Below are 25,687 nucleotides of genomic sequence, written 5' to 3'. Positions count from 1 at the left end.
GAGGTGTGTTGCCTATATAGGTGAGCATCCGCTTTAGAAGATGGCCTGCCTGTGGTTGGTGTCAGCTATATATACAGCACCCATCTGGTGGCGTGATATAGCCATTGCCGCAGGTGTTCTTTTCAGCAGAGCTCTTTTTCTGGCTGCTTCAACTGGCAACTGCTTTGGGCGGCGCGACAGCAGGCGTCTGCTGGTATTCGAAGTACCTTTTCAGGCGCAGGATTGGTTTTTCAATCAGCACCCAGGAGATGTAGGAAATGAGCAGCAGCAGGCCTAAATTCTCAACCTGTACCAGATACTCGTTGTAGCGGTATATAGCGGACGGCAGGTACGAGTTCATCCTGTCAAATGCTCTCCAGGTGACGTAAGGAATTATCAGGTGATACAGGTAAAGGCCATAGCTTATCTTGCCAATGAATATCAGGGCGCGGTTACTCAGGATGGAGTTGAAGAAGATGGATTTCTTTTCTCCATAGAGCAGGATACCGATAATGACCCACAATGTAAAAATGGCAGTAAGGGTTCTGGAAGGAAGCAGCACGATGCCCCCGGAGCCTGCCACCCTCATTACCTGCAGCAGGCAACTCATGACAGCCAGGCAGAGCGCAGCCGGGTACAACCTGCCAAGCGAAGCGGGCCTGAAGACTACCACCCAGGCCAGCAGCGCCCCCAGGCCAAACCCATCGAAACAGGAGAAAGTCAGAATGTCCCCGAAACTCACCTCCATCAGCAACAGTTGCGCCGCTATTCCTGTCAGCACAGACAGTAGGATAAGCGGCAACAGGGATCTCTTGTGCAGGAACAGCATAAACCAGGGCCATATCAGGTAAAACTGCTCTTCGACTGACAGCGACCACAGGTGAGACAGCATGCCGTCCCATTCCTGCCTGTCGAAAAAGTAGAAGTTAGAGGTGTAGGTCAGGAAATACAGGAAGTTGCCCCTGATGTCCGTTCCTGTGGCGGGCCCGGCCACAAACAGCAGGAATACCGTCAGGTAATAAATGGGGAATATTCTGAGGAACCTCCTGGTGAAGAAATTTTTGACCAGGGTAATCTTTGGGGTTCCGAGCTTCTCCGCCTCCATTCTTGTTTCGAGCAGTATTCTGGTAATCAGGAACCCACTCAGCACAAAGAAGATATCCACTCCATTGAATACGCCGGTATAGACATTGAGCGCATGGGTTTCCGGAACCCAGTGCGTGATAATCACCAGTATGACAGCAATCGCCCTTACGCTGTCGAGTTGCTTGATGTAATGCATGGCCGGAAAGGGTTATACGAAGAACACTGGTGATGACAACTGCTGTGTCGCAGCTAATATGGCTGCATTAACGCATATAAGTGGTATAAGTTTAAAGATAATAACTATAATTATAATAACTCATGCTTCCGGCCCAGGAAGCTTAAATTATACTATATGGATTGGGAATGACGCACTGCCGCAGTTTTAGTGCATATACCACCACTCCCGGAGGTGAGGTGCCCCGGCATATATAAATTCCGGGCGTGCAGCCGACTCAGCATTCGTTACGTTTCGTCTTCCTCCTTCTCAATCACCAACTCTCCGTTCGTTTCTGCGATGTCGTAAACGCCATGCTTTGATATAACGACTACTTCAAATCTTTTGAACAGGGAGAAGAACTCCTCCTGGGCCATCTTCTCCTCGAAGTACAGCTTAATCAGGTGGTCTCTCTCCTCGGTGGACCTTTGATTGTCCTTGCAGATTATAAACCCTGAGAACGCGTCGCCGCCGCCGCTGAATCCCGCCCCGACCGGTTCATAGCGGGTTGTGTCTACTCCCTTCGCGTCGAGGAACTGCTGCAGGCTGGCGTGGTGGTGCGTGCCGGCAGCGGCAGAGCCTATAAACTCATCAGATGGAACGTTAGCCTTCATGGTGGTGCAGGTTTGGTTTGCCTTCCTTTATACCGTTGCGCTGCTGATTGGTTCCAAAAAGAAAGCCCTGCGCAGGATAGAGGGCCTTTTCTGCTGCTCGTTTCTCCGTTTCCGCCTCCCATCAAAAATACTTAATAACATAAGCTATATATTCAGATTATATACTATATATTCAGGGTATTAAAGAAAGGAAGCATGGACAGAATAGAAGCAAGCGGCATGTTAGCCGAGCGCCACCGTCTGACAGAGGGGCAGCGGGCACAGTTAGAGACAGATATGGCCAGCCTGATACGCCGTGGCAAGGCCACCTGGGCCGAGATGGGGAAACCGAACGCCCTGGTGGAACTGACAGGCAGCCAACGGCTGAAGGGAAGGTACTTTAATTTCCTGGCCTGGTACGACCCGCTGACAAACTGCCTCGACATCAACGAATTCTCAGAGCTGTCGCTGAACGAGTACCTGGATTTCCTGCTCGAGTCGAAAACAGAAGCCGACTGGGTGGATATATAACGTAAGCGGAAAACAGAAGCGATGCTTTTTTCTCGACAATCAGCAGTTTCATATATCTCCTGAATATTCTTGGAGGTCATTATTTTCTCTGCTATTCCGAGAACAACTCCTACCTGTTCTCTGCTCACAGACGGGAAATCCTCCAGAAAATCATTCAGGGAAAAACCTTCTCCAGGTGCATGAAAAGTGTATCGAGCGTAACACGTGTGCCTTTGAAGACGGGTTGACCACATAGTACTTCTGGATCAAGAGTTATATAGTCTTTGATAGTAGGCATGGGCGGTAAAATACTTTTTAACTAAATATACAAATTTGCTGAGATTCCTATACTGTTACTGTGCTTTTAGTGGGGTGTATAGGGGGGCACAACTTTAGGACAGGCTTATTGGCCTGTCCTAAAAGAATATTTTTACACAATTAGAGTTCTCTTCTAAATGTATCATAAAGCATTAATATGCTGTAGTCAAATCTAAACTATAAGTGGAGTAATATTAAATATTTATCAGCTTATAAGTTTAAATAATCTTGAATGAATTGACTTTGATTAATTTCTAATTCTGATAGGGGGGTATTAGTAATTAACAAATATGAGATACGTTGGTACAACTCTTTTTTCATTAGAGGAAGAAGTTCTTCTTTTTGAGAAGTAGTTAGCCTAATATCCAGTTCAGGTATGCTGATGGTGTAGACTTTATTTTCATACGTTACTCTTACTCGTAAGGGCTTTTTGAGATATATTATATCATCTTTATAGTCAATCGACTCAAATATATACTCAAAACCTTTAGTAGGCTGGGAAAAAAGGAAGCCCTCTTGAAGAGACTTCTTACTTAGTTTTTCAGCGGACTCATTTATAGGCTTCTCTACAATTATAGTTACTAACTCAAATGCAGCTTCCTGACGTTCCTTTTCTGTAATTTGTTTTTGTGCAAGTAAAATAGTTTCAGCCTTCGTAGGCATTACTTTTATTTTTCTCTTATCTGAAAAATGATAATCGGTAATTGATAAGTCGAACCTCTTATTTTTAAAAATCCTAATCAGCGGTTTAAAGATTAACTGTCGTTCTTTATCAGTAAACTTATCTTTTATATTTTCAAGTTCTACATCGGAAGAATAGTCGATATTGATGATTTGTTCTTTGTACTCATTTGCAATAGATTTCTTCCATAAGAACTCACTTTTATTGCTATTATCGGATAGGAAGTCAGAAGCAACACCAATAGCAAAGCTTGAGATACCTACTTGTACAAGTTTAGGTTCAACTTGAGAAAGAACTTGTTTCTTAGCACTTTCAAATTTGTCAAAGCTTTCATAAACTTTAAAGAAATCTTTGGCAAATTTAGCCTCAGCAAATCCTAAATAAGAATTTGATATATCTCTCAGAAAATCACTCGCATCATAAGTGCTAACTACGGTGCTGTGTTTCTTCGACTTTGGAGTAATCTTCAAAAATACAGCATTGTTTCTTAGCGCATCAACATACTCTGTATTCAGATTTCTCTTCGCTTTTAAAGTAGCTAACAGTGATTCATAAATTTCAGGTATTGGTGAGTTGAAGTAGGAGAATTCATCCGGGATATAAGAATTGGGCAGATCTGACGCTCTTACTATAGTTGGATTATAATAGTTTACATCGGCATCTATATCTACTATATATAAAAACTCATTTTTATTTTTCCAGATCAATCCTTGTAGAGGTTCTATCCCTACAAGGTATTCAACTAGATCATACTCATCTACTCTAAAAATAAGCCACCTGTTAAATTCTTCATTATAATCAACCCATAAGTAGAAGTAATGAGTTTCTTCTACTTCATCTATGAAATGAGATAGCAAAGGCCCATCATAATAAAGCAGGTCTTTAACCTTTACGAGATTCTCGAAGGGGAAGCCGCTAAGTTTATATCCTTGTACGTTTTCCATTATTAAGCGAGATCATCAATGATTCTGCATCTTTTTAGAAATGCTGAATTAGCGTACTCATGAAAATTGAAGTGTCCTTTTTCATCTATATCACTCATTACACCATCATCTTTGGCAAGGTCTGTTTTAGATAAATGTGTATACCCAAGTAGCGCTTTGATATTGGAAGGTAATTCTTTGAACACTATTTTTGCTTTGGCTGCCGTATCGAAAAGAGAAATTGCAAAGTCTTCACACATCTTCGCTGGCTTTGTGTTACGGCGAGGAGGAATAATCTTCTTCTCCATTTTTATAGCCTGAGGCATGAAATTCCTTTCATCATTCAATGGCTTATAACACCATCGATAAGCCGACCTTTCTGTTTCTGTGCATTCTTGCGGGGGACAAGTAGTTAAGCCGTAACTATCAAATTGGTTTTGATACTTAAACGTTAAGCTCATTGAATTAGTAGTATTGAATGTTACGACTTTTAAATAGTGGTCAATATATGTTATTAAAGTTATACTACAAAATAAATAGTTTATGTTTGAAAGATATTGATTTTATATTCCTGCTATAATAAGGATCTAAGTGTGTATCAAGTATTTAAAAAAGAATGAACTTCAAGGGTATTTCCAATTTGTTGAACATACTGCAAAAGTTGTAGAGGTTTCTAAAGCCATTTGTTCGTAATATGTTCCTATAAAAGTAAAAGGCCCTCAGCGTGCTGCTGAGGGCCTTTTCGGTGGTCGCGAAGGAACCATTCTGAGACTGCTAAATACAAACATACAACACCAAAACAGCTCTAATTATATAATTAGGCCATTTTCCGTTTCAGGAGCTTTGGGTTGGCGGTGTCCTTTTATGAAAGAACTGCTCCCACTGTTCGGCTGCTGATCTGCCTTGGAGTAACATGGATAACAGGTCCTTTCTGATTCTTACACCCAACAAGCAATATCTAAGGCGTTAGAAGGCGAAAATTCCAATTATCAAACGGTCTTTTCCTCGTATATATAACAATAGCCCTGTCCTTGCACAACTGACTTCTGCCGCTCGCCCGAAAGTTGTCGGAGACTCCCATGTCAAAGTATATATAGTTTGCTTTACAACATCCTGTTTGGCTTTTTTTACAACCTAAAATTGCGAAAAGATGAAAAGTCTCAGTCCGGCAAACACAAATTATCTGCTTGAGGTAAGCCTCGCGAATTTACACAGGGAAAGCAGATCCTGGCTTTTTGAGATAAACTTCTGGAGAATCGAACTGGCCTTTTATCAGCGGCTGCTTGAAAGAGTGGCGGGGAGAATAACCTCTGTGGAGGATAAGAAAGGTGTAGACCATTTCCAGAACCTGATTCTGTACTTTAAAGGTGAATTATTAGATCAGTTTGAACATGATATCCGGGAGCATGAAAGGTACCTGGAAAGCCTGTTACAGAACAGAGCCCCTTTCAATGAGCAGCTATATCGGGGAGTACACAAAAAATACGAAGACCAAATTCAGGCTTTCAACTACGACTTCAAGCAGTACAGGAAAGATCTGTATAAGTTTACCGAAAGGTACCTATAGCGGCATATGTATAGCACACCATCTTTTATAATGGGAAGGCTCTGCCTCCTATATGCTTTTAGAAGGAGACTTTAGATCAGCAGCACCTGCTCAAGCATACTATGAGTTAGTTTTCTTAATAGAGGCATATATAAGTTAGCTTTATCTATAAAGCGCAATCTGCTTCCTTCAATAAGAAAAAACCCCGCGCCACTAATATGGCGCGGGGTTTTTTCTTATTGAATTTTTATCTTCTGTTTTGGTTTTTCCTGCTCCTGCTTCTTTGGTATTGTTAAGCTTAAGATACCGTCTTCGTAGTGGGCTTTGATCTCCTCGGACTTCACGTTCTCAGGCAGGTTGAAAGAGCGGCTGAAAGAGCTGTAGTTATACTCTCGTCTCTTGTAGTTCTCCCTCTCCTCTGTTTTATCTTCCTCCTTCTGGCTGCTGATGGTGAGCATGCCCTCTTCCATGTCGATGTTAAAATCCTCCTTCTTCATGCCGGGCGCCGCCACCTCTATGAGGTACTCCTTCTCCTTGTCGCGGATGTTAACAGACGGCACTTTACCCTCCATCTGCCTTTTCAGGTTCATGGGCATCAGGAAGAAATCGTTGTCGAACATACGATCAATGTCGGTAAAAAAGTCTGAGAACACGGATCGTGTCGGCGCTGAGACTCCTCCGTTTCTTTTCATCAAGTTTGCCATGGCTTTTACTAATTAAGGTTTAACATCAATTACTAATAATTTCTATAAACAATAATAGCTATGTTTATAACATTACCCATTATATTTTAGATTAAACGAATCTGAATTATATTGGTTAAACCGGAAAGGTTCTAAAATAAGGAAAGTGACAACAATCAGCATAAGCCCTTTATTTCTATGAGACCGGTCACTTATAAAGGGCCGGAGCAAGCGTTCTCTTTCAAGTGATGTAGGATTTAAGGTACGCGGATGTGAGAGTATTTTATTAGAACACCTACCCTTGGAACCTAATTTAGTCTCTGGGCTAAGGGAAGCGGCTACAGGAAAAAAGCGGTCTAACTTATCACCAGCACTGCCGCACCAGTTAGCCTGCCCTGCCGCAGGGCCTCCAGGGCCTCGTTGGCCTGCGACAGATTGAAGGGCTGAATCTGCGTTTTAACAGGAATCCGGGGTGCAAGCTTCAGAAATTCCACCCCATCTTGCCGGGTGAGGTTGGCCACGGAGCGGAGCACCCTTTCCCCCCACAGGATATGGTAGGGGAAAGAGGGAATATCACTCATATGGATCCCTCCGCAAACCACTGTGCCGCCTTTGTCTACAGCGGCTAAAGCCTTAGGCACCAGCTGGCCAGCCGGCGCAAAAATGATGGCGGCATCCAGTTTGCGGGGTGGCGCCTGTTCGGAGTCTCCGGCCCACACTGCTCCAAGACGCAGGGCGAACTGCTGCGCAGCCTTGTCGCCTTCCCGAGTGAAGGCATAGACTTCTATGCCCTGGTATATGGCCACTTGGATCACAATATGGGCCGCCGCTCCGAAACCGTAGATGCCGAGGCTCTTGATGGCTTCCCCCGCCATCGTATAGGAGCGGTAACCGATAAGGCCAGCGCAGAGCAATGGGGCAGTGGCGGGGCCGGCTGAGGAAGGAAGTGGGAAGCAGTAGCGTTCATCCGCCAGCGTAAACTCTGCATATCCACCGTCGAGGGTATAGCCGGTAAAGAGGGCGTTCTCACACAGGTTCTCTTTCTGGCGCAGGCAGTACCGGCACCGCCCGCATGTATAACCCAGCCAGGGAATACCGACTGCATCGCCTACCTGCACAAGTTTCACCTCTGTCCCTGTGCTTACCACAGTCCCTACGATCTCGTGCCCCATAATAAGGGGCAACTTTGGTTTGGGGAGTTCTCCGTCCAGCACATGCAAATCGGTCCGGCACACGCCGCAGGAATTTACCTTCACAAGCACCTGCTGCGCGGAAGGCGTTGGCACGGGAAGGGTTTTATAAACAAGCGGCTGCCCCTGCCTCTCCAGTACCATTGCGTTCATTTCAAGCGGAATATTCATCGCTTTAAATTTTCAAATTTAGCCTATATCCCTTTCATAGCTTTCCCAGAGCGTCCTGCCAGCAAATGCCTTTTGCTCCAACCGTAGGTATTCCCCTTTACGAAGTAATATCCTATATAAGATAAGGTAAACCCCTTTTAACGACCTGGCCCTATGTGCAAATGCGGGAAATCGTCTCTTATTACCATTATAGAAATAAAAATACTGTATGTTATATATAAAGATTAGAAAATGGTATCGATCAATGCTTTATGCCAAATCATATCCAATTTTTATAAGGTATAGTAGAAAAGGAGAAACAATTCATACTTCTACTTCGGCTGAAACAACTCCTCCAAAAGACGGCAAGAGCGAAAGCCCCAGGTACCAGTGCCTCCCATGATGAGCTACCGATGATCCTGGGCCTGATCCTTTTTTTCGCCATTTATAACGTGGAAATTTCTCGCATCCTTTCTCTCTACTGCAGAGCATTTCTAAAAATGGGAAGCTGAGAGCATGGTACTGCATAATAGTAGGGGCTTTGTCAATTTAGATTTAGAAGTAAAATATTTGCCCCAGCTTATAGATTCTTAATCTGAGAAGGCTTGAACATGGGAGCAGTTTGTCGGATCTGCTCCCAAGAAATGAAAAAGGCCCTCAGCTGCATGCTGAGGGCCTTTCCGGTGGTCGCGAAGGAACCATTCCAAGTCCGCTAAATACAAACATATAATAGCAAAACAGGGCTGATTATGCAATTAGGGCACTTTTCATTTCAGGTGCTTTGGGTTGACGGTGTCCTTTTATGAGAAAACTGCTCCCAAAATCTGCTCCCACTTTTCCGGCTGCTCATCTGCTATAGGAGCAACATTGATTGCACATGCTTTATATCCTTGACATATCCTTGACATATCCTTGACATATCCTTGCTACAATAGCATCTCTTTATCTAACCAGGAATGTTAGTGTCCTACAACTGATGCAATAACGCTTCACCTTCTTCTGTAGTTTGGTATTTCTGGTTTTTACTACTAGGTTTATCAGGAATGGTTAGGCGCAAGGAGTTTGACTGTATTAGAGGTAAAACATACTTTCTGTAGCTAGCTGCACCTGTGTTAGTGCCGATATAATTTAATATCTCAGACCTACTGTGAGGTGTCTTGCAGAGGTTAAGGATCTGTTTCGTGATAGCTGCTGTATCACTCAGTTCAACGTCAGGTATAGCTGGTAAAGGAGAGAAGCTTTCATGTATAGGAAGCGTGACTAGAAAATAGTTTCTTGCCTCATCTGTTTCAAATACGGGGTTTGGTGAGCCATTTACGCTCATTGTTCTTCTTATCTTAGGGATGCCTGTTCCTCTTCCTTCAGTTAGCCGCAATTCTTTAAGAAAGTCTCCGATTCTTCTGTTTCGGTAGCTTCTGGCCACAATTCTGTCTTTCTTCAAATCCTCGTTACCTACTGGCGGTACTGGCCCAGGGAAAGAGAGAATTTCAATTTTATCCAACCTGATGTTTACCTCTATGGGGTCATTAAGTTCATAACTTCGATGAAAGACAGCATTGGCCAGCGCCTCTTCAATAGCAGCGAAAGGATAATTGTAGAAACGTTGTGCTTCAGCCTGATTATGTATTTTCCTTACTCTCTCAGCGATAATAGTGTTCTGTATAAACTGTAGGGCGCTGCGAAGCTGAACATGAACAGGGCCTTCAAAAATCCGCTCCTCTAACTCATCTCCTATAGGGTCTATATACCTAACTACATCAATTCTTGCACCCCTGAATATATTAGTTGGATGGTTGTTAAACAAAAGGAGCCCGACATTTACAGGCCTGAGATACTCCGGGGAGCCTTTTATAAGCTGCAGCTGCTGGCACAGTTCCGGAAAAGGGATACTGCTTGCTCTATGGTAAAGCTCACTGCCAACTTCTTTCAGATAAGACAGGATTAGAGGGAGCTTTAAATCTTCTATGGAAGCCGAATGGTTAATCCTGTCATCGAACGGAATACGGTTTGCAAGCTCATACAATTGGCGCTCTTCATCAGGAGTGGCCCTAACAGAGCTAGAGCCCTTCCTGATATAGTGGTTATAAACAGGATTAGCGACAATATTCTTAGGGCACTTATAGGGCCTATTGTCGCCACCAGTTGCCCACAGGACTAAAATATGCTTTCCCTGGAAGAACTCTACCGAGGATACAGGAAAATAGGAGGGTACAATTCTATTACTGAGTTCAAGCAGTTTCTTCTGGCATGTATCTATTTGCTCTGGTAGCAGCCCTTTAGGAGGTAAAACAGGCATGCCGTCTCTCTCTGCAACTCCTACTATGATATAGCCGCCCCCCAGGTTGTGAAAGTCATTGGCGAAAGCGCAAAGGGAGTGCATGATATCCTCCGGGTTCCACGACTCCTTATACTCGATTCGTTCACTCTCAACAGTAGTAGCGTTAACTAAGTCGTTTATGTTAATAGGCAGGCCTGACATTATCTATTATCCTGTTTAAGGCAGTAAATGTATGAATTGATCAGTGCAGATGAAGAAGTATCTGCTACATATAGAGCTATGAGGCCAGGGCAGACTTCTGCTTGAATATATTCACCAGCTCCTGCTCGTTCACGCCCAGATAGCGGTTAAACGAAGTCTCCGTCTTGTGGCCTGTGGCCTGCATGACGATGGAACGCGGAACGCCCTGGTATACCTTCAGGGTAGCAAATGTTTTACGACCTATTTTAGTAGTCAGCACAATTCGGTCTACGCTGGCCAGCTTCTGCACGGTTTTCAGGTGGTAATTAATCTTTGGGCACTTCGGGAAGATCTGCGGGCTGCTGCTGCGATACTTGTTTACCAGGGCTACCGGCTTAAAGATATTATCGTCGAAGAAAGGAATATAGCTGACATTACCCGTTTTCTGGCTGCCGGTAACGATCAGCTCACCTTTTATGTCAGCGAAGGTCAAGCTCTGAGCATCCGATATCCGAAGGGCGGTATAGCAGCACATCAGGAATAGATCCCTAGCCAGCTCTACCTGGTGCAGGTAATTTTCAAAGGCCTCCTGGCCCAGCTCTTCACTTAGTTTATTCGAGTAGGTATAGTACAGCCTTGTGCGCAGCTCCTTTGATTTGAAGTCGAGGACCTTGATAGCGTGCAGCTCCTCGAGGTACAGGAAATCCACGCCAGTATAGCGAGATGGAGCCGAGAACCTGACGTACTTCGGGTTTACAGGCAGTTCCTCATCATGATCTTCGGTCCAGGTGAGGAACTGCTTCAGGCGGCGAACGTGCTTGCCGAAATTATTGATGCCTTGCTGCAGTTCATCCAGCATATACGCCCTGAACTCTGAATAGAAATACTTGTTCATGCCTTCGAAGGTGATCAGCTGACCACGTTGCGCCTCAAATGCTTGAAATCGCTTTAGCGTGGAGTTTAGCCCTTTGATGGTATTAGAAGACATCTTACGGCCACTGGCCTCTACAATACGTTCTTTTTCCTCCTCGATCCAGAGTGCCATCAGCTCCAGGAAGCCCTGAGGCGGCTTCGGGACTGTCTCAGGCTGTGAAGTAGCCTTCAGGTATTTCTCATAAGCCTCTTGCAGCATTGCATGTGTAAACACATCCTGAGTGCTCGATACGCCGCTTCCTGTAATGCTGGCAAACAGCTGCTCATAAAGGGTTTTGTAGGAGGCGTTGTCTAATGCATTGCGGTTCTTTTCCGACACCTGGTATATATAGACCAGCGTCTTCTCGATGTTGTCGAGTTTCTGGTTGATAACGGAGGCAAAAGGCTGGCGGCTTTTTACCCGCTGTTTTTCCTCATCCCACCCATCAGGGTAGAGAGCTTTTTCGCCTGTTGAAAGCTGGAGCCGCTTGTTGTGGTAATGCACCGCTATACGGATTGGGCCATATCCATCTTTAATGCGGTCTGTTCTTATATAGCGGTTTATTTCCATTTATGGCAAGTTAATAGGAGCATCTATACCCAGTCTATGAATACCTTTAAATAGGTCCTTTATAAGCAGCTACGACTTCACTCATATCGACTTCTTCCTCCCCCGCAGCAGCTCTATGATCTCATCCTTCAGCACTAACTTTTCCTCCAGACTCGCTTTCTCTGACTGGCATAGCTCCAACTGGTGCTGAAGATTCTGTATATTGGTATTTGAACTTGCCACATTTGTGCCTTCATTTCCCGGACTCATTATTTTTTGGTTGATGTGGTTACCAGCAGCATTACCAACTCCATTTTGATAATTCCTGCTCGTGAAGCCTGGATCTTCATCCAGAAAGTAGCTGTAAGGCAAATGCAGTATTTTGGCAATTTTTACTAGGTATCGACTCTCTATTGAATCTCTTTTATAGATTTTATAAAGATTAGCCAAGCTCATTTCAGCATGAGCTGCTACTTGTTCCTGAGTTAATCCGGTCTCCTCAATAGCTCGTTTAATCCTTTCTCCAACTATCATCTATAAGAACTTTTAACTGTTTATCAGTTATTTATAATATGGTTTAAAAATATTATCAAATAGTATTTGCTAAAAGTAAAATACTATCGTATAATTGAGCTGTATTTTAGTCTAAGATAAATATAAACCTATAAGATATGTTAAACCGCAAAGAAAAAAGTGTTAGGCCAGGCTTAATCGTAATTAGGTCTGCAGGACCAAAGTTTAACATCAAACTTCGCTACGAGGACCTGAACGACAGCCAAAAGAAGCTGCTTCGGAAGCAATTTCAGGAGGAGTTTGGGGGCAATGTCCAGACCTTCTACAACCGGTTGTCGAACGAAAAGCTAACAGCTGACGAAATCATGTTTTTTGCCAGCATTTTCGAGTGCAAAATTCAGGAGTTGTATAGCCACCAGCCACCTGTTCAGCCCAGTATCTATGAGCTGGTGCGGAAAGCTAAGGGCATAAGGCCCGGTAAGCAAGCCGGTTTAGACGTTTAGCAGGTAAATACCTGAGATAGAGTTATTTTTTATGATAGAGATTTTTATTGACACTAAATGCCGCTCAAAGTATGGGACATGCAATTGAGATTCTAACACCAGCAGATTTAGAAGGTTTCAAGAGTGAGATATTCGGCAGGCTGGAGGAGTTGCGCCCGGTGTTGGAGAACGCCATGGACCGCTACCTTAAAATAGCCGAGATCATAGAGTTTACTGGTCACGGCGACAGCACGATCCGCAACTGGATAAAATACGGCAAGCGCGACCGTTTCGGCAAAGTGTACAAGCTGCAGGCCGAGGAGTTCGCCCCCGGCGATTACCGCGTGCTGCGCAGCAAGCTAATTGAGTACGGCAAGATTAAGGAATGTGCCGCTGTACTTCCAGAGCGCAAGAAGAAAAGAAAGGCTGCCTAACCGTCTCAATACACACTTCCATAACATGGCATCTCCGACCTTTTTATCGCCAAGCCATTCGTACCATAAATCCAAGCTGCGCCTCTATAAAGGCATGCTGCGGCTCTATAACCAGGAGTTGAATCTACTGCAGGAAGAACTGGCGAAAGGGCAGATTGAGCAGCGCTGTTACGACAACGCCGTGGCTGCCATCGATCACGACCGACAGCACCTTCAGGCAAGTATAACCGCCCTTTCAGTCACAAATGTGCCTGTTTATAAAACGGAAGCAGCATGAGCGAAAGACAAGAAAGTATTCTGCTTGTCCGCCGTGAAGTGCGTTGCCTGGAGCAGGAACAAAAGACGCTAAAGCAGCGGCTCAATAGAATGAAGTTTAACCAGGCACCAGACTATTACCAGGAGCACGGAAAGGCCAAGAGCAGACTGAACGTGATAGGCGAGGCGCTGGAGCAGAAGCGGGGAAAGCTGGAGAAGCTGCTGGAGCGCCAACAGCTAACTCTTTTCTAACAGCTAAAAAACATGAAAATGCTCGGATAACTGCAGAGCGACTCGTGGAAAAATTTTCTCTAACGATACAGGGTCTGCAACAGGGGCTGGTAACGACTGCAATCAACACCAGCCCCGCAACCTTCTAACCTCTATAATACGAAATGCTTTTAAGAAAGATTAACCAAAAGCAGGCCCTGCTTGCATGGCACCTGTTTGTCGAAAAAATGAACGCGGCGCAACCACTAGTAGAGCGAAGGCGCAAACACAGCGACGGCTCAGAGCAAGTCTTCTTCACCAGGACCAAGCTGATATCGGGCAATGTGAAGGACACCGGCACGCGTATTATCCTAGATTATATCAAGGCATATGAACAATCGGTTTGCTTAGGCTTTACGCCAGAGCACGAGAATGACTTGCCAAGCCTGTTTACCAACAGTTCTAAACTTTCTGATATGCGCAGCTTCTCGGAGCGCACCATGCGAAACCACATCTCAAAGCTACGCAAACTGGGCCTGATTAGTGGCTACCAGTTCCATGGAACCTTCCATGATTTTGAGTTGTGGATATCGCCTGAAATAATTTTTGCAGACCAAAACCAGTGCAAAAAGATGCATCCTAAAGCGCAAAATTTCAATGAGAACTTCCCAGGCATTACACCTGATTGTACAAATTTTCCGCTTAATGTATCATTTGAAACTACTGGAAACTTAGAAAAGAAATCTACTACTGTGGATAAAGGAGTTGCTGCGCAACCGGGTGCCGTGCCTGTCGGCGATGGCCAGAATGGCAACGCTGGCAACACGAATACTAGCAACACAGGGCCGCAACGAGCCGGTAAACGTGCCAAAGAGCGGCTGGAAAGACCCTTAGCTGCAAAAAAACAGGCTACAGGAGCCGGGGGCGCGGCAGCTCCAGCGAAACCTTCTCAGAACCCGGTATTCCTGTCTTTTGTCGAAAACTTCTGGCAATACGCCAAGACCATGCTTTACCCTGGCTACGACTTCGATGAGACACATGATAAGCTGGCCAAGAATGGGATTTGGACCGGCGTGTACGGCAGTTTCAGAATTGACTTCGACGAGAAAGAGTGGGAGGGCTACCATGCTGAGTGCATGAAGCGCATAGATTTGGCAGAGGCTTACTACCGCAAGCGCCCTGATAAGTACCCACCTATGCCTTATGCGGAGTTTGTGAGCGGTAGCGGCTACTTCGACCGCGAAAACAAATTCGGGTTTTGCAAAACCCACGATTGGCTGGTGCAGCAGGACACATGGAGCCACCAGCGAAGGGTATCGGATGCACTTCGTCGCGCCCGATCTGATTTTTGGCTTTACAAAGAGGGGAAAGCCATCAAGCGCATCCAAGAAAAATCGCCTGTGCAGCTTTTTGAATACCACAGAAACCGCATCAGCAAGCTGGGCAAAGACGCCCTTCAGAAATTTTACAAGCAGCATGCACCTGTACAGGAGTCCTAAAAGTTGGCAAACAATATTATCCAAAACCTATACTTATGAATAAAACTGCTACCCATAAGCGAAGCCCCAAGGGCGAAAGCTTTGTTCAAAAGGCGCTCACCAAGATGATTATCTATTTTTCTGATGGTAACAGCCGCACCTTCCATTCCAGGGACTACAGGATGAAACACACGGCTCCAGACAAGAACCTGGGTATATCAAGGCTAAAGAAGTACGCCCTCGGGAACAAGCAGTTTATTGATACGGCACTCATTTACGACAACAAATCCGGGGAGCAACTCTTTAAGTTTAGAGACGGCTATTGGCAATGAGGCAGTTTCTGGTCAACCAGGAGATAATGCTTCACCGCTTTGAAATTATGGCGCGGCTATCTGTGCTGTTGGAGTTCCTCCATAAACCTGTAGACCAGGAGAACAAACTGCAGGTTGGCGTTCCCATACCTCGAAAGCTTTACCAAAAGGCTGGCAAGACGCGTGGTAGGCAACCCGCAAAAACGAATATATAAGGTCACGCTATCAGCTCAGGAGGTCATAGCTGTGCAGGCTCTAATCCGGGTGTACCCGCCAGGGCTTTACCATACATTCAGCCTGATTAACTGCAAAGCCCTGAATTATGACCAGGTCATAAATTTCCATATCTAATCTTACACCACTCATGAAAGAACAGAAATCACCCAAGCAGTACTTCGCAATTGTTAAGTTCGAAGTAACACCTACTGCAGCTGCAAAACTGAACATGCTACCGTTTCACTTCAGCCAGGCAGGGACTGTCACAAAAGTTTCAGAATTAGATAGCGTATCGGTTCAGGTGTTGAAAGCGCTTGACGTGCTAACGGTCTTAACACCTACGGCAGCGGTAAAAGAACTGCTAATAATTATACATCACTACGATGGCAAGAATCAGATTAACTGGGGCAATACTTTGATTATGCTGGAGCGGAGGCTGCAGCACCTAAACTACAAGGAGTCTTTCATCGCTGACTTCATGAAGCAGCTTCTGCTCACACTTGCTCCGAACCACTTGTTAAGCATTAAGTGACGGGGCCGGAGAAAAAGGCCAGCATCTGTATTCTGGCGATGTGTAGCTAAGCCTACGCCTTTGGAAATGTGCTTGCAAAACACGCTGCAAATCCAATAAACTTAAATTTTTAAATAGATGGTAATCCCAACTCCTTCAAAAACTGATTATGTTTTTCAATACTGCTTATTATCCTTTTCTCAATTTCAACTAATTCAGTGTTTACCTTTTGAAGGTCAATTTTCTCTTCATCAATGGAGGTGCTGACATATCTCGAAATGTTCAAATTGTAACTGTTCTTTTCAATTTCCTCAATCGAAACCTTACGAGAGTAACGCTCTTCTTCTTTTCGGAACTGGTAGGTCTCTACGATTTTCTTGATGTCGTTTGGATTGCCGTTTTCGCCCACCCGAAGCGTATTCTGACGCTTGCCTTTTTCATAATGCTCACTGGCATTGATGAACAACACATCATCTTCCTTTTTGCATTTCTTCAAAACCAGAATACACACAGGAATCCCAGTAGAATAGAACAGATTGGACGGCAAACCGATTACCGTATCAATATGGTTATCTTTTAAGAGCTTGGTGCGGATTCTCTCTTCTGCGCCCCCCCGGAACAAAACGCCGTGGGGCAGGATGATGGCCATGGTGCCTTCTTTGCCCAGGAAGTGAAAACCGTGCAACAGGAAAGAAAAATCGGCGGCAGATTTGGGTGCTAAACCATGCCCCTTAAAGCGGAAATCTTCTGCCAGGGTGTCGTTAGGCTCCCAGCGCAAACTAAAAGGCGGATTGGCTACAATGGCATCAAATTCTATCTTTTTGGAAGGATTCATTTCGTTGAGCAAATCCCATTGGTTCTCTAACGTATCTCCGTGAAATATCTCAAACTCGGTGTCTTTCATGCCGTGCAACAGCATGTTCATGCGGGCAAGGTTGTAGGTAGTGATGTTCTTTTCCTGCCCGTAGATTTTACCAATACTACCGCCACTTTCCCTTATCCGTTTCCTTACATTAAGCAACAAGGAGCCCGAACCACATGCAAAATCCAATACTTTATCCAGCTTGTTTTTCTTACCCGTTTTTGGGTCCTGACTATCCAGGGTTACAATCTCGGAAAGTATGGTGGAGATTTGCTGTGGGGTATAAAATTCCCCCGCTTTTTTGCCTGAACCTGCAGCAAACTGACCAATCAGATACTCATAGGCATCGCCCAGTGTGTCGGCGTCTGTAGAGAAGTCTGCTATACCTTCGGCGATTTTTTGAATGATGGTGCAGAGCTTTTTGTTTCTGTCAGCGGCGGTTTTACCGAGCTTTTCAGAGTTCAGGTTGATTTCAGAGAACAAGCCTTGGAAAGCACTTTCAAACGACTCGTTTTCGATGTAGCGGAAACCTGCTTCTAGCGTGACCAGCAACTCACCGTTTTGGGTTCTTGCCATCTCACTGATGTTGCTCCACAAGTGTTCTGGCTTAATCACATAATGCACTTTGCGGCGCATCTGCTTTTCAAACTCGGCTACGTCGGCTTCGTTGGCGGCATACCAAACAGACAATGGGGTGCGCTTGTCTATTTCGAGCAGACTGGGATAGTCTGAACCCAATTCTTTCTTGGCTGCCTCTTCGTAGTTGTGCGATAAATAACGGAGAAAAAGGAACGAGAGCATGTAATCGCGGAAGTCATCCGCATTCATTGCTCCACGTAAGTTATCTGCTATATCCCAAAGGGTTTTGCCCAGTTGTTGTTGATCTTTGAGTGTCATATTTTTTAAGCGGTAGGAATAATAAACTCATACTTTTTCATAATGCCATCTAACACCTGATTAAAAACTTCTAAATTATCAGGTACAGGCTTATCAATTTGCTGGTAATAAACATTTAAGTGCGAGAGTGCATTAACAATAAAAGCAATTCTTTCCTTATCGCTAATTCCAATTTGCTCCAGAACATAGCTAAATTGACCAACACCTAAAAAAGATGCTATATTTTCTAACACCTGTCTTAACAATGCAAAATGAAAGGTAAATACTTCTGTATTCTTAGCTTGATCAAGTATTTGCAGTAATCTCAAATGGTATAGAAAAACACCGTCCTTTGTTTTTATCAATGATAACTCATCATTATTACCTTCAAGTATAAACTCTTTGTATTTCTTTGATTTGTCTCTATTTCGAAATTTATCAGCATTAGAGCCTTTACCTAACATATCAGACAAGATAGTTAAGAAACCAAAATGGTGCGAGGTAATGATAATTTTCCTGTTTTCGAATTCTCTTAATAGTAAGTCATATACAGTATAGGCGGTGACATAAATATTGTGATCATCCAAACTTGAGACTGGGTCATCAATAAAGAAATGCTCGGTATGATTGTCAGCCCAACCTTCGACTTCAAATAATGTTAAAAAGAAACACCATACAAAGATCCTTTCTTCTCCCCTAGATATCTTTATAGGCGTACTAGTATCATTTTTCTTATAGAATACAATAGAGTCAAAGCCTTTTTCAGGGTCGCTATTAAGATTAAGGAAAAAGTCATACTTACGTTTATAAGGCAATAGCTTTTTGTCTATATCCTCCTCCGTCATTGAGCCATGTAAACGATTAAGACTGCTAAACCTTATATCAAGCTTTATATTCTGCTCACCATTCTCCGTATCGTTATCCCAGACAAATAGGTCCTCACTAAAAGCGTTGTAATATACCCCTGCATGTAGATTATCGTCCGGGTTTTTAGTTAAGTTTTTATACTCAACAGAAAGTCGAGTTTTACCAGTAGCGTTGAAGGCATAAATAAGAATTATGTTTTCTTTTGTATCTTTTAATGTTCGCGCTATTTCAGTTACACTACTCATGTTCTAATCATTAATTTTCGGGAACAATCCCTGCATCAATCCTTTTTTATGCAATTTCAAGTGCTCTATCTTATCAGCCTGCGCCGCGATTAAAGCATCTAAAGTAGAGAGTGTTTCAGCGATTTTTTGTTGTTCTTGATGATTTGAGGGAAATGGTATTATGATATTTTCAATTTGTTGGAATGATAAATTAGGTGGCTCATTCCCAGCTATATTTTTATTTATATTACCGATAATAGCAGTCGTTTGTAGTTGATAGTATACAAAACTGCTATCATAGGTTGTTACTATTTTACCAACTCGTTGATTTAATAATGCATTGTGAAAGGTATCATCAACTGGAGCAATTTTAAGTTCCATGTTTAAGATGGGACGTGTTAAGGCTAAAACATAATCCCCTTTTTTCAATAAGAACTTCTCATACTGTTCTTTGTAACTTTGAGGTAGAAAGGATGGTGAATCATTTTTCATTTGCTGAATCCCAACATCTGCAATTTTCAACCATCTAGTTCCATTAGGTACATTATCATTACTAGAAAATGCATACCCCTGAAATATTGAAAATACATCTCTCAGAGGCATTTCTACCCACTCCTCATCCTTCTTAAACTCAGGGAAACGATATTTTGGCATAACCTCTCCTTCCTGAGGGAAAAGGATTTGCATCAAGCCTCTTTTATGGTCTTTTAAGGATTCTAACTTTTGGCTGTGCGCTGCAATCACTTCATCTAAAGAAGAAAGGCAGGATGCGATTTTACGTTGTTCAGACTCCTTAGGCTTTGGAATTAAGATTTCGGAAAATTGCTTGTAGCTAACCATTTTCCCATCTCTAATTCCTTCTAGATTTCTATTTAAGTCTTTAATGAATGGTAATGATTTAAAGTAGTGTCGATAAAAGTTATTTACTAAATCTACTTTCTTTCTCAGAATAATGTAAGCAGGACTACACAATCCGAGATAATTTGAATACTCTATTCCTCCTTGGAATGACCTAAGGCTAATAATATAATCACCTACCTCTACTACTTTATAACTCTCGACACTTTTGTCTGAAACTGAAACATGGTATTCAATCATTTCTCTTGGAATTGCTCCTTGCTCTTGAGTAATTGCAAGAATTGGCAAATCTGAGTTATGATTTTTATTAGAAATAGATTCGAAAAGTTTATCTCCATTCTTATAACTCCATTCCCCCTCATTTAAAAACTCAGGAAAACGTAATTCGGGTATCATTTTCTTTGTCTCGTTACTCATAAGCAGCTAATCCTGATATCTCACGCCCATCGGCTATTTTCTTTAATTGTGGCACTAAGTCTTCCATCAATGATAGTTCTTTTAGGCGGCGTTCTTTCCAACTCAAGTCCAAAGGAGCTAAAAGGTCGGTAAGTTTTTCGCCGTCAAAAATCATTCGGCTTATTATCTTGTCTACAAAGGCTTTCAGGTCTGTGGTTTGCAAGCCGTATTTTTGGGCAATGGCAGATAGTTCTTTGTTATGTTTATCATTCTTAAACGCTTCGAACAGGGTGCTCAAGCCCTCGGCACTTATCCCTTTGCTCCAATCCAGTCTGCTGATAAACTCTGTCAAATCCTCCTCCTGTTCCATCATGTTGGCGTCAGATTTCAGCAAGTTAATCAACTGTTCTTTGGTCATTTTTTGCTTCGCAGGTTTTTTGCCCAGGTTATCTGCCACCAGCGCCATAATGTAGTCGTAGTCAATTACGGCAGAGGCAAACAGCACAAACTCAAAGTCCAGCTGCTGCAGGTCGGGCGGTGCCTGGTCGCCTTGTTTCTGCTGTATTTCCTTTAGTTGCTTGGCGGTTTCGAGGTACGAGCTTTTAAACTCCTGAAACGTTTCCTTTGGCAAAATAGCATCAATCTGGGCTTGCTGCGCCTCGTCTATGTCGGTGTACTGGTCGAGCTGGGTTTTGAGCCGTTGCACCTCCTTAAAGTTTTGCACAAAAGCGATGCGTGCCGCATTGCCTTTCAGGTTATACACTTCATGTGGCTCGTTCACCAAGTGATGCTCCTCCATAAACCCGTCCAGCGCTTCCACGGCTGCCTTGTATTTTTCAATCACCACAGGCGCTGGGTCAACCAACCAAATCTCTTTGGCGCGTCCGTTGTCCTCACCCGAGAACAGCGCAATCGCCTGGTTCACGGCATCTTGCTGCGAGCGGAAATCCAGGATATTACCGTAGGGCTTGGTGTCGTTCAGCACACGGTTGGTTCTGGAAAACGCTTGAATCAAGCCGTGATATTTCAAGTTTTTGTCTACATACAACGTGTTCAGATATTTAGAATCAAAACCTGTCAGCAGCATATCCACCACAATGGTAATGTCAATCTTGTTTTTGTGCGGGTAGTCTTTATTGCTGAACTTCTGGTCTTTGATGCGCCGTTGCACATCCTGGTAATACAAATCAAACTCGTTGATGCTGTGGTTGGTGCCGAACTGTTTGTTGTAGTCCGCCATGATGGTTTTAAGCGCCGCTTTCTTTTCCTCGGGGTTCTGCTTGTTGTCTTCTTTCTCTTGCTCTAAATCCTCCTGTATCTGCTGTATGTCTTTGTTGCCTTCGGCTGGTGGCGAAAACACACAGGCAATGTTGAGCGGCACATAATCAGGATTTTCCGCTTGCTTCTTGTTTTGCAGTTCTTTGAACAGCTGATAATATTCAATGGCATTGTTGATTGAAGCCGTCGCCAGCACCGCATTGAACTTTCTGGAATTGGTAGCGGCATTGTGCTTCTCCAAAATAGCCTCTACCACCGCCTGCTGCGCAATCGGCTCACCTGGCTTGGCATTCTGTGCGCCATTGCCTTTAAAATAATCTATATGAAAACGCAGTACGTTTTTGTCGTCTATGGCGTGTGTTATGGTATAGGCGTGCAACCTCTTCTGAAAGATATCCTCCGTGGTTTTGTAAGTACCGTCTTCGCCCTCTCTTATTTTATAGGTAGCGTTATCATCGAAGATGGGCGTACCTGTAAAACCAAACAGTTGCGCATTCGGGAAAAACTCTTTAATCGCTTTGTGGTTATCGCCAAACTGTGAGCGGTGGCACTCGTCAAAGATGAAAACAACCCGTTTTTTGCTCAAAGGCTCCAAACGTTCTTTGTAATTGCGCTTATTCGTGCCATCAAGCGCCAAGCCCAATTTCTGAATGGTGGTCACGATTACTTTGTCGGCATAGTTGGTGGAAAGCAAACGCCTTACCAGCGTTTCGGTGTTCGTGTTCTCTTCTACACTGCCCTCCTGAAATTTATTGAACTCTTCGCGGGTCTGGCGGTCCAGGTCCTTGCGATCCACCACAAACAAACATTTTTCAACGTCAGGGTTATCCTTTAGTAAAGTAGAGGCCTTGAAAGAGGTCAGGGTTTTACCGCTTCCAGTAGTGTGCCATATATAACCGTTGCCTCTGTTCTGGTGAATGCAGTCCACAATGGCTTTCACCGCATAAATCTGGTACGGGCGCATCACGAGCATTTTCTGCTCGCTCTCCACCAGCACCATATACTTGCTGATCATTTCCGCCAGCGTACACTTGGTCAGGAATTTCTCAGCGAACACCTCCAGGTGGGTTATTTTCTTGTTGTTTTCATCCGCCAACTGGTATATGGGCAGAAACTGCTCGTCCGCGTTAAAAGCGAAATGCTGAAGCTTATTGTTGGCGAAGTAATAGGTATTGGACTTGTTGCTCACAATGAACAACTGCATGAAGCAAAGCAGCGAATTACCATAGCCATTGCCTGGCTCCGTCTTATAATCCACGATTTGCTGCATTGCTTTCCGTGGCGAAATGTCCAGCTTCTTCAATTCGATTTGCACCACAGGCAATCCGTTTATCAGCAAAATCACATCATACCGCTGGTGGCTGTTCTCTGTATTGATGCGCAGTTGGCTGATAACTTCAAAGTCGTTCTTACACCAGTCTTTGATGTTAACTAAGGTATAATGCAGGGGGGTACCGTCCTCACGCTGGAAGTATTGTCTTTCACGCAGTAGTTTAGAAGCCGCAAAAACATCAGGATTGATGATCTCTTCTCGTAAGCGTAAAAACTCATTATCAGATAAGTGAACACGGTTCAGCGCCTCAAATTTAACTTTGAAGTTCTGCTCAAGCGTTTTTCTATCGATAATATCAGAACGATAGCTGTATTTTAGCTCCGTCAGATGTTTGATCAGATTCTCCTCTATATTATTTTCTGTGCTCATTCAGACTTTCTTCAAAGTTACTTTTATATATCAATTAGACATTTGTAGTGATGGCAAAAAGACCACTTTTGTTTTTGCTGAAATGATGGCGCTTGTTTCAGCATGACATAAGTAATATTCCGGAAGGAATATACTTAGATTATCCAGAGGGTGCAATTTCCTAGCTACTTTATAAGTTATTGCTGAGTAAAGACTAATTCTTTTCAAGCCATGCTTTCCAGTCCTGTGCCACCTTGTCCCACCCAAAATCATCATAATTCACTTTGCCGTTCCTGTCAATGCCAAAGAAGTTATGCTCCCTGCCTACATAAGGCATGAAGGTGATATTCTTCCTGTTTTCACTAACCGACTCTAGGCGCATGTAATCGAAGAAAGGGGCCGCGATGTCTTCAGTGCCATAGGCAACCAAGACTGGTATTTTCAGCCTACGCAACGAATGCAGCGGTGGCTTAGAGAAGCTGTAAATGGATTTGAAAGAAGTCTCCCCCTGAGCATCGTTGTTCTCTGGATCGTTGACTAGTTCCTCCCAAAACTGGAACTGCTTCTCTGCTGACGTACCCACGGAGTCGTCATGCTGCCTTATCTGAGAAATAATGGTCATCATTCTGCCGAAAGGGTTGGTGCTGGAGAAAATGAGATGGGTTACGTCCCTAGACACCTCTGCAAGCCTGGCAGCAATGGCAGCCCCTTCAGAGTGACCAGCAACGACTACTTCACTGTCGCTTATCCAATCCTGCTTCTTCAGGTACTTGATAGCCGCATTGTTTCTGTTGGCGTAGTAGTCCAAGTTGTCCCGCTTGATGTACTTCTCTGGAAAGCTTCCTGTTTTAGGGTCTACATAAGCCATGTCCCTCCGCAGTTCGCTCGCCTTGCCGATTAGCGGCACGTACGGCTTGCTGATAATGGCAAGATGATAACCATCCAGAAGTATGTCAGCGTCGAATGGGAACACCATGTAAGGCTTCCCATTCTCTTTGAGCAGGATTAGCGGTTTCGGCAGCGAACCTTGAATGAAGAGAAACAGCGGCTTTTCCTTTTCATCCTCACCTTCCTTCGACAGCACTATAATGTCTACCGTATCCTGTTGATAGTGTGTTTGCAAGTGCCTAAAGCCGAAATCCTCTGGTTTCTTTGACTGAGCTGCAACCTGAAAAGACGCAAGTAGTGAAAAGAGTAAGAATAGAAGAACCTGCTTCATTAATCCTTGCTTTGTTTTTTGCTCAAAGGGCTTGTACATGAAACGTAGAGGCATCGTTGAACATGGTTTGTGTGCTGGGTTAGGCGATTTATAATTTTGTGATTCTAAACTCAACCCTTCTGTTCTTTTGGCGCCCCTCCATGGTTTCATTGGAAGCAACAGGCACTTCTTTACCATAGCCCTTCATGGTTAATCTCTTTGCTTCCGTTCCTTTATCAATCAGGTATTTTCCAATAGCATCAGCCCTGTCCTGAGATAGCCTCAGATTGTAGCTTTCGTCGCCGACGCTATCGGTGTGCCCTGCTATTTCTATTTCTACAGAAGGGTTGTCCTGCAGGTACTTTGTTAACAGGTTGAGCTCTGAGAAAGATGATTTGGCTATTTTTGAGCTCGCAGTTTCAAACAACACATTTCTCAGTTCTATTACCTTGCCCTGCTCCATCTCCGTTAGCTGTGCCTCCAGAGAGGACGCTACACATTCATAGAATTTAATGCGGTCCAGGCCAAAGTCGTTCCCATTCGAATCAAGGTTTTGGCTGACGATAGTAATGGTAGCCTTCTTGTTATCCCCTGAATCCCAGTTAACAAAAAATTGCTTCCACACCCCTTGCTCAGCTGGGGTATGGAAAGGTTTGCCTATGAGTTTGCCGTTGATGGAAAACTGTAACACGGCAGGATTCAACTTAAGCAGATTGGATACCCAAGTTGAGAAGAAATAAACTGTGTTTTCTTTTACCTCAATTTCCTGCTGCCAGACTATTTTATTGGCACCCGTAGAACCGTCCACCGCCATGAATTTTCCATCGCTTTTGCCGACAAAATGTAAATAAAGTGACTTTGGGTTGCTGAGAATCGCGAATCTGCCTGCTTCTCCTACGGTGTGTTGTATATAATCCGTTTTGAAATTCGCTTCAGATTCTTCAAAATCTCCGTTCTTTATCAGATTTTTCTCACTTGTGATCAATCCTTCCGGGCACTGTGCCTGAAGAACTACAAAGGAGAGGCAGAAGACCAGCGTCACCAGAAGCTTTTTCATAAAACTATTTTACTAATTTCACCTAACTAGCAGATATGCGTGAACAAATGGCTATCTGCACTATTTGTGGGGTTAAATTGACCTACCGTTTAGCCTGCTTTCTTCATAATCAAACTACAAACACCTTCATTTTTGCGATGCATATAGCTATGGTAATATAATATAATCCTACAGTTTATCAAACGG

General features: G+C 43.8%; 25 protein-coding genes. 9 read left to right on the top strand and 16 right to left on the bottom strand.

Going from position 1 to position 25,687, the window contains the following annotated elements:
* Nucleotides 1-148: 148 nt before the first annotated feature.
* Both GSQ62_RS09590 and GSQ62_RS09585 read right to left on the bottom strand, forming a co-directional pair.
* The gene (locus GSQ62_RS09590) at nucleotides 149-1,261 is read right to left on the bottom strand and encodes an acyltransferase family protein (protein WP_161889292.1); all 1,113 of its coding nucleotides are present in this window, start codon (nucleotides 1,259-1,261) and stop codon (nucleotides 149-151) included.
* 266 nt (nucleotides 1,262-1,527) lie between these two features.
* Complete coding sequence (locus GSQ62_RS09585) at nucleotides 1,528-1,893, bottom strand: hypothetical protein (protein ID WP_161889291.1); 366 nt, start codon at nucleotides 1,891-1,893, stop codon at nucleotides 1,528-1,530.
* 195 nt (nucleotides 1,894-2,088) lie between these two features.
* Here GSQ62_RS09585 and GSQ62_RS20845 point away from each other — a divergent pair, with 195 nt between their 5' ends.
* Nucleotides 2,089-2,403 (top strand): hypothetical protein, encoded by a 315-nt coding sequence (locus GSQ62_RS20845; protein ID WP_237587128.1) that lies wholly within the window; start codon nucleotides 2,089-2,091, stop codon nucleotides 2,401-2,403.
* A 154-nt stretch (nucleotides 2,404-2,557) separates the two neighbouring features.
* Here GSQ62_RS20845 and GSQ62_RS20840 read toward each other — a convergent pair whose 3' ends face one another.
* The 3 genes from GSQ62_RS20840 to GSQ62_RS09570 all read right to left on the bottom strand — a co-directional run bounded on the left by GSQ62_RS20840 (nucleotide 2,558) and on the right by GSQ62_RS09570 (nucleotide 4,613).
* Nucleotides 2,558-2,680 (bottom strand): DUF433 domain-containing protein, encoded by a 123-nt coding sequence (locus GSQ62_RS20840; protein ID WP_237587127.1) that lies wholly within the window; start codon nucleotides 2,678-2,680, stop codon nucleotides 2,558-2,560.
* Between the two features lie 230 nt (nucleotides 2,681-2,910).
* Nucleotides 2,911-4,326: a hypothetical protein gene (locus GSQ62_RS09575; RefSeq protein ID WP_161889290.1), complete on the bottom strand. Its 1,416-nt coding sequence runs from the start codon at nucleotides 4,324-4,326 to the stop codon at nucleotides 2,911-2,913.
* Between the two features lie 2 nt (nucleotides 4,327-4,328).
* Entirely contained in the window at nucleotides 4,329-4,613 is a 285-nt protein-coding gene (locus GSQ62_RS09570) for a hypothetical protein (RefSeq protein WP_161889289.1), read from the bottom strand.
* 842 nt (nucleotides 4,614-5,455) lie between these two features.
* Here GSQ62_RS09570 and GSQ62_RS09565 point away from each other — a divergent pair.
* A complete protein-coding gene (locus GSQ62_RS09565) occupies nucleotides 5,456-5,872 on the top strand; it encodes a hypothetical protein (RefSeq protein ID WP_161889288.1) in 417 nt (138 codons plus the stop codon).
* Between the two features lie 215 nt (nucleotides 5,873-6,087).
* On the opposite strand, the gene GSQ62_RS09560 is transcribed toward GSQ62_RS09565, so the two are convergent.
* The 5 genes from GSQ62_RS09560 to GSQ62_RS09540 all read right to left on the bottom strand — a co-directional run bounded on the left by GSQ62_RS09560 (nucleotide 6,088) and on the right by GSQ62_RS09540 (nucleotide 12,328).
* Nucleotides 6,088-6,555 carry an Hsp20/alpha crystallin family protein gene (locus GSQ62_RS09560; protein ID WP_237587125.1) on the bottom strand — a complete coding sequence of 156 codons (468 nt, stop codon included), beginning with the start codon at nucleotides 6,553-6,555 and terminating at the stop codon, nucleotides 6,088-6,090.
* A 335-nt stretch (nucleotides 6,556-6,890) separates the two neighbouring features.
* On the bottom strand, nucleotides 6,891-7,895 hold the full coding sequence (locus tag GSQ62_RS09555; protein ID WP_202621868.1) for a zinc-dependent alcohol dehydrogenase family protein: 1,005 nt from the start codon (nucleotides 7,893-7,895) through the stop codon (nucleotides 6,891-6,893).
* Nucleotides 7,896-8,841: 946 nt separating this feature from the next.
* Nucleotides 8,842-10,353: an RNA-binding domain-containing protein gene (locus tag GSQ62_RS09550; RefSeq protein WP_161889287.1), complete on the bottom strand. Its 1,512-nt coding sequence runs from the start codon at nucleotides 10,351-10,353 to the stop codon at nucleotides 8,842-8,844.
* 76 nt (nucleotides 10,354-10,429) lie between these two features.
* Complete coding sequence (locus GSQ62_RS09545) at nucleotides 10,430-11,815, bottom strand: phage integrase SAM-like domain-containing protein (RefSeq protein ID WP_161889286.1); 1,386 nt, start codon at nucleotides 11,813-11,815, stop codon at nucleotides 10,430-10,432.
* A gap of 81 nt (nucleotides 11,816-11,896) precedes the next feature.
* Complete coding sequence (locus tag GSQ62_RS09540; protein WP_161889285.1) at nucleotides 11,897-12,328, bottom strand: helix-turn-helix domain-containing protein; 432 nt, start codon at nucleotides 12,326-12,328, stop codon at nucleotides 11,897-11,899.
* Nucleotides 12,329-12,465: 137 nt separating this feature from the next.
* Between GSQ62_RS09540 and GSQ62_RS09535 the strand changes: the two genes are divergently transcribed.
* From GSQ62_RS09535 to GSQ62_RS09505, 7 genes are all read left to right on the top strand, one after another.
* Nucleotides 12,466-12,810, top strand: a complete 345-nt coding sequence (locus GSQ62_RS09535) for a hypothetical protein (RefSeq protein ID WP_161889284.1) — start codon at nucleotides 12,466-12,468, stop codon at nucleotides 12,808-12,810.
* Nucleotides 12,811-12,881: 71 nt separating this feature from the next.
* Nucleotides 12,882-13,223, top strand: coding sequence for a hypothetical protein (locus tag GSQ62_RS09530; protein WP_161889283.1), 342 nt, complete (start codon nucleotides 12,882-12,884; stop codon nucleotides 13,221-13,223).
* A 25-nt stretch (nucleotides 13,224-13,248) separates the two neighbouring features.
* Nucleotides 13,249-13,500: a hypothetical protein gene (locus tag GSQ62_RS09525; protein WP_161889282.1), complete on the top strand. Its 252-nt coding sequence runs from the start codon at nucleotides 13,249-13,251 to the stop codon at nucleotides 13,498-13,500.
* Entirely contained in the window at nucleotides 13,497-13,730 is a 234-nt protein-coding gene (locus tag GSQ62_RS09520) for a hypothetical protein (RefSeq protein ID WP_161889281.1), read from the top strand. Before GSQ62_RS09525 ends, GSQ62_RS09520 begins: the two co-directional genes overlap by 4 nt.
* 143 nt (nucleotides 13,731-13,873) lie before the next feature.
* Complete coding sequence (locus GSQ62_RS09515) at nucleotides 13,874-15,187, top strand: hypothetical protein (protein ID WP_161889280.1); 1,314 nt, start codon at nucleotides 13,874-13,876, stop codon at nucleotides 15,185-15,187.
* 35 nt (nucleotides 15,188-15,222) lie between these two features.
* Nucleotides 15,223-15,498 carry a hypothetical protein gene (locus GSQ62_RS09510; protein ID WP_161889279.1) on the top strand — a complete coding sequence of 92 codons (276 nt, stop codon included), beginning with the start codon at nucleotides 15,223-15,225 and terminating at the stop codon, nucleotides 15,496-15,498.
* Between the two features lie 343 nt (nucleotides 15,499-15,841).
* On the top strand, nucleotides 15,842-16,225 hold the full coding sequence (locus GSQ62_RS09505) for a hypothetical protein (protein ID WP_161889278.1): 384 nt from the start codon (nucleotides 15,842-15,844) through the stop codon (nucleotides 16,223-16,225).
* 109 nt (nucleotides 16,226-16,334) lie between these two features.
* Here GSQ62_RS09505 and GSQ62_RS09500 read toward each other — a convergent pair whose 3' ends face one another.
* From GSQ62_RS09500 to GSQ62_RS09475, 6 genes are all read right to left on the bottom strand, one after another.
* Nucleotides 16,335-17,963, bottom strand: a complete 1,629-nt coding sequence (locus tag GSQ62_RS09500) for a type I restriction-modification system subunit M (RefSeq protein ID WP_161889277.1) — start codon at nucleotides 17,961-17,963, stop codon at nucleotides 16,335-16,337.
* A 5-nt stretch (nucleotides 17,964-17,968) separates the two neighbouring features.
* The gene (locus GSQ62_RS09495) at nucleotides 17,969-19,054 is read right to left on the bottom strand and encodes an AAA family ATPase (RefSeq protein WP_161889276.1); all 1,086 of its coding nucleotides are present in this window, start codon (nucleotides 19,052-19,054) and stop codon (nucleotides 17,969-17,971) included.
* 3 nt (nucleotides 19,055-19,057) lie between these two features.
* Nucleotides 19,058-20,287, bottom strand: coding sequence for a restriction endonuclease subunit S (locus GSQ62_RS09490; protein WP_202621867.1), 1,230 nt, complete (start codon nucleotides 20,285-20,287; stop codon nucleotides 19,058-19,060).
* A 13-nt stretch (nucleotides 20,288-20,300) separates the two neighbouring features.
* Nucleotides 20,301-23,267: a type I restriction endonuclease subunit R gene (locus GSQ62_RS09485; protein WP_161889274.1), complete on the bottom strand. Its 2,967-nt coding sequence runs from the start codon at nucleotides 23,265-23,267 to the stop codon at nucleotides 20,301-20,303.
* Nucleotides 23,268-23,460: 193 nt separating this feature from the next.
* Nucleotides 23,461-24,465 (bottom strand): alpha/beta hydrolase family protein, encoded by a 1,005-nt coding sequence (locus GSQ62_RS09480; RefSeq protein ID WP_161889273.1) that lies wholly within the window; start codon nucleotides 24,463-24,465, stop codon nucleotides 23,461-23,463.
* 88 nt (nucleotides 24,466-24,553) lie between these two features.
* On the bottom strand, nucleotides 24,554-25,501 hold the full coding sequence (locus GSQ62_RS09475) for an OmpA family protein (RefSeq protein ID WP_161889272.1): 948 nt from the start codon (nucleotides 25,499-25,501) through the stop codon (nucleotides 24,554-24,556).
* Nucleotides 25,502-25,687 lie beyond the last annotated feature (186 nt).

This window comes from Pontibacter russatus, assembly GCF_009931655.1.
GTDB classification, from domain to species: Bacteria; Bacteroidota; Bacteroidia; order Cytophagales; family Hymenobacteraceae; genus Pontibacter; species Pontibacter russatus.
This window is presented reverse-complemented; position numbering and strand designations above follow the sequence as displayed.

Bases quoted from the DNA above. Each gene is read 5' to 3' on its own strand.
- GSQ62_RS09590 (WP_161889292.1), bottom strand. From the start codon at position 1,261: ATGCATTACATCAAGCAACTCGACAGCGTAAGGGCGATTGCTGTCATA.
- GSQ62_RS09585 (WP_161889291.1), bottom strand. From the start codon at position 1,893: ATGAAGGCTAACGTTCCATCTGATGAGTTTATAGGCTCTGCCGCTGCC.
- GSQ62_RS20845 (WP_237587128.1), top strand. From the start codon at position 2,089: ATGGACAGAATAGAAGCAAGCGGCATGTTAGCCGAGCGCCACCGTCTG.
- GSQ62_RS20840 (WP_237587127.1), bottom strand. From the start codon at position 2,680: ATGCCTACTATCAAAGACTATATAACTCTTGATCCAGAAGTACTATGT.
- GSQ62_RS09575 (WP_161889290.1), bottom strand. From the start codon at position 4,326: ATGGAAAACGTACAAGGATATAAACTTAGCGGCTTCCCCTTCGAGAAT.
- GSQ62_RS09570 (WP_161889289.1), bottom strand. From the start codon at position 4,613: ATGGAGAAGAAGATTATTCCTCCTCGCCGTAACACAAAGCCAGCGAAG.
- GSQ62_RS09565 (WP_161889288.1), top strand. From the start codon at position 5,456: ATGAAAAGTCTCAGTCCGGCAAACACAAATTATCTGCTTGAGGTAAGC.
- GSQ62_RS09560 (WP_237587125.1), bottom strand. From the start codon at position 6,555: ATGGCAAACTTGATGAAAAGAAACGGAGGAGTCTCAGCGCCGACACGA.
- GSQ62_RS09555 (WP_202621868.1), bottom strand. From the start codon at position 7,895: ATGAATATTCCGCTTGAAATGAACGCAATGGTACTGGAGAGGCAGGGG.
- GSQ62_RS09550 (WP_161889287.1), bottom strand. From the start codon at position 10,353: ATGTCAGGCCTGCCTATTAACATAAACGACTTAGTTAACGCTACTACT.
- GSQ62_RS09545 (WP_161889286.1), bottom strand. From the start codon at position 11,815: ATGGAAATAAACCGCTATATAAGAACAGACCGCATTAAAGATGGATAT.
- GSQ62_RS09540 (WP_161889285.1), bottom strand. From the start codon at position 12,328: ATGATAGTTGGAGAAAGGATTAAACGAGCTATTGAGGAGACCGGATTA.
- GSQ62_RS09535 (WP_161889284.1), top strand. From the start codon at position 12,466: ATGTTAAACCGCAAAGAAAAAAGTGTTAGGCCAGGCTTAATCGTAATT.
- GSQ62_RS09530 (WP_161889283.1), top strand. From the start codon at position 12,882: ATGGGACATGCAATTGAGATTCTAACACCAGCAGATTTAGAAGGTTTC.
- GSQ62_RS09525 (WP_161889282.1), top strand. From the start codon at position 13,249: ATGGCATCTCCGACCTTTTTATCGCCAAGCCATTCGTACCATAAATCC.
- GSQ62_RS09520 (WP_161889281.1), top strand. From the start codon at position 13,497: ATGAGCGAAAGACAAGAAAGTATTCTGCTTGTCCGCCGTGAAGTGCGT.
- GSQ62_RS09515 (WP_161889280.1), top strand. From the start codon at position 13,874: ATGCTTTTAAGAAAGATTAACCAAAAGCAGGCCCTGCTTGCATGGCAC.
- GSQ62_RS09510 (WP_161889279.1), top strand. From the start codon at position 15,223: ATGAATAAAACTGCTACCCATAAGCGAAGCCCCAAGGGCGAAAGCTTT.
- GSQ62_RS09505 (WP_161889278.1), top strand. From the start codon at position 15,842: ATGAAAGAACAGAAATCACCCAAGCAGTACTTCGCAATTGTTAAGTTC.
- GSQ62_RS09500 (WP_161889277.1), bottom strand. From the start codon at position 17,963: ATGACACTCAAAGATCAACAACAACTGGGCAAAACCCTTTGGGATATA.
- GSQ62_RS09495 (WP_161889276.1), bottom strand. From the start codon at position 19,054: ATGAGTAGTGTAACTGAAATAGCGCGAACATTAAAAGATACAAAAGAA.
- GSQ62_RS09490 (WP_202621867.1), bottom strand. From the start codon at position 20,287: ATGATACCCGAATTACGTTTTCCTGAGTTTTTAAATGAGGGGGAATGG.
- GSQ62_RS09485 (WP_161889274.1), bottom strand. From the start codon at position 23,267: ATGAGCACAGAAAATAATATAGAGGAGAATCTGATCAAACATCTGACG.
- GSQ62_RS09480 (WP_161889273.1), bottom strand. From the start codon at position 24,465: ATGAAGCAGGTTCTTCTATTCTTACTCTTTTCACTACTTGCGTCTTTT.
- GSQ62_RS09475 (WP_161889272.1), bottom strand. From the start codon at position 25,501: ATGAAAAAGCTTCTGGTGACGCTGGTCTTCTGCCTCTCCTTTGTAGTT.